The organism is Streptomyces sudanensis, from assembly GCF_023614315.1.
GTDB classification, from domain to species: domain Bacteria; phylum Actinomycetota; class Actinomycetes; order Streptomycetales; family Streptomycetaceae; genus Streptomyces; species Streptomyces sudanensis.
In genome coordinates this window covers 2,005,538-2,007,709 of sequence record NZ_CP095474.1, presented here as the reverse complement: position 1 = coordinate 2,007,709, position 2,172 = coordinate 2,005,538, and the positions used below count along the sequence as shown (strand labels likewise).

Here is a 2,172-nt window from a genome sequence, read left to right as displayed (position 1 = left end):
TTCGGAGATGTGTATAAGAGACAGGGGGGNGCCCGGCCCGGGNTTCGGGTGGTGGGCCGGTGCTCCGTCGTGGCCGAACGCCGGGCCGCCGGGTACCTGGGCCGGGCCTTCCGGCCGGTGCGGCTGCGCACCTCCGAAGGGGGAGGAGTCCCCGCCGGGAGGCGGCGGGAAACCGGGCTCCCGCGGACCGGATTCGAACGGCGGGGGGTCGGCCGGGCGGTTCGCCCCGTAAGGGTCCGGCGGGCGCGGCGCCGACGTGAAGCCGGGCGGCAGGTTCAGCCCGCCCGGCGGGGAGGCCGACGGGGGCGAGGAGACCGGCGCGTACGGCGAGGGCGCGCCGGCGTGGAACTCCCAACGGCACTCCCCGCAGAACGGCGCCCTCCCCTCCCGGGGCGTGCGGCACCGCGGGCACAGCTCCGCCTGCTGGGTGGCGTTCGGATCACCGCCCGCGGGTCCGGGGTGACCATGTCCGGGAGCCGGGGGCGGCGGNGNANNAGGCGGCGGTACGGCACCCGCAGGCGCGCCCACCCCGGTCATGCGGCGGCCGCAGACCTCGCACCAGTCGGCGTCGTCCGACTGGTGTCCGTTCGGGCAGGTCGGCATCTCGGCGCTTCCCCCTCTCCACGTCGGCCGTCGTCGCGGCCGTCGTCACGGATTGCTCGTGTGTGTCCGGTTCTCGCGGTCCGCGTCGGCGGTCCCGGCTCCAGTCGCACAGTACCCGCCGCCGCGCCGGCGACGCCGACCACCTTCGAAAGCGGTTTTACGGTGCACCTGTTCTCCGAGGCGGTCACCGAGGGCACCGCGCGCCCGGACCCCTCCCGCGGCGGTACGCACCCCGATGCGCCCATCCGGAACCGCCCCGGAACCGGAACCCGGAGCCCCGGACCTCCGAGCCCCCGGCCCCGGGGGCCCCCGCCCCGGAGCTGGGGNGGCCCCGGAAAGGTCCCCGTCCCGCCGCCGGCCCCCGGACCTTCGGGAGCGCACGCGGCGGGTGGGGACGGGCCGCGCCCCGGGCCAGGCTGCGCCGGTGCCGCCGGGCCAGGCCGCCGGTGCCGCTCGGACCGGGCCGCCGGTGCCGTCCGAGGTCAGGGGTCAGGCCGGTGCGGCCCCGGGCGCCGGTGCGGCGAACGGCACCACCGCCACCGTCACGTTGTCGTGGCCGCCGCCGTCGAGGGCGTGCCCGACCAGGACGCGGGCGCCGTGCAGGGGGCGTGCGGCGGCGTCGGCCGGGAGGACGCGGGCCATGTCGTCGGCGGTCTCCGCGTAGTTCCACAGGCCGTCCGTGCAGACGACGACCACGCCGGGGTGGTCCGGCCTGAACACGGCGGTGTGCGGCTCCAGTTCGTAGGCGTCGGCACCGAGCCAGCCGGTGATGGCGTGGGCGCGTTCGTCCGCGTACGCCTCGGCCTCGCTCATCAGGCCCGCCGCGACCATCTGGGCGGCCCAGGAGTCGTCCTCGGTGAGCCGGGCCGCCGGAACGGCGCGGTCGTCGGGCACCCAGTAGACGCGGCTGTCGCCGACCCAGCCGACGACGAGGAGCCCGCCCGCGACGACGGCTCCCACGAGGGTGCAGGCGGGGGCGTTGCGGTGGTGCGCGTCGTGCTCGGGGGCGCCGGAGCCGTCGCCGGCGGGTTCGTCGGCGAGGGCGTTGACCGCGCCGAACGCGGCGACGACGGCGTCGTGCACCGCCTGGCGGGGGTCGGTGCCGAGGGGGNGGGCGGCCCGGAGGGAGGCGTCGGCGGCGCGGGCCGCGGCGGCCGAGGCGTCGTCGGGGCGGGACGCCGAGGACACCCCGTCGCAGACGATCGCGACGACGGCCTCCGAACCGTCCGGGAGGGGGGCGGTCGAGACGGCGAACGCGTCCTCGTTGCGGTGGTGCCGCAGTCCCCGGTCGCTGACGGCGGCGACGGCGTGCCCCACCTCCCGCTCCACGTGGTCCCGTTCCCGCGGCTGCTGGTGGCCGCAGTCCGCGCAGTACCCGTCCGCCGCGACCCGCCCGGTCCGGCAGGCCACGCAGCGGACCCCGTCGCCGAAGGCCCGGGGGTCGGGCGCCGCGGGGCCGGAGCCCTCGTGCGGGGCGCCGTCCGGCGCGGGCCGCCCGGAGGCGTGGTCCGTCCCGGCGGGTGGTGCCGGAGCCGNNNGNGCNTNCGNANGCGCGGGCGGCACCGGCGG

Annotated in this window: 2 pseudogenes; both read right to left on the bottom strand. The window is 78.8% G+C overall.

The features are described 5' to 3' along the window. Positions 1-1,092: 1,092 nt before the first annotated feature. Positions 1,093-1,714: pseudogene (locus MW084_RS09255) on the bottom strand (PP2C family protein-serine/threonine phosphatase); the annotation flags it as partial. Position 1,715: 1 nt separating this feature from the next. Further along, a pseudogene (locus tag MW084_RS09250) lies at positions 1,716-2,138 on the bottom strand (protein phosphatase); the annotation flags it as partial. Positions 2,139-2,172: the final 34 nt, after the last annotated feature.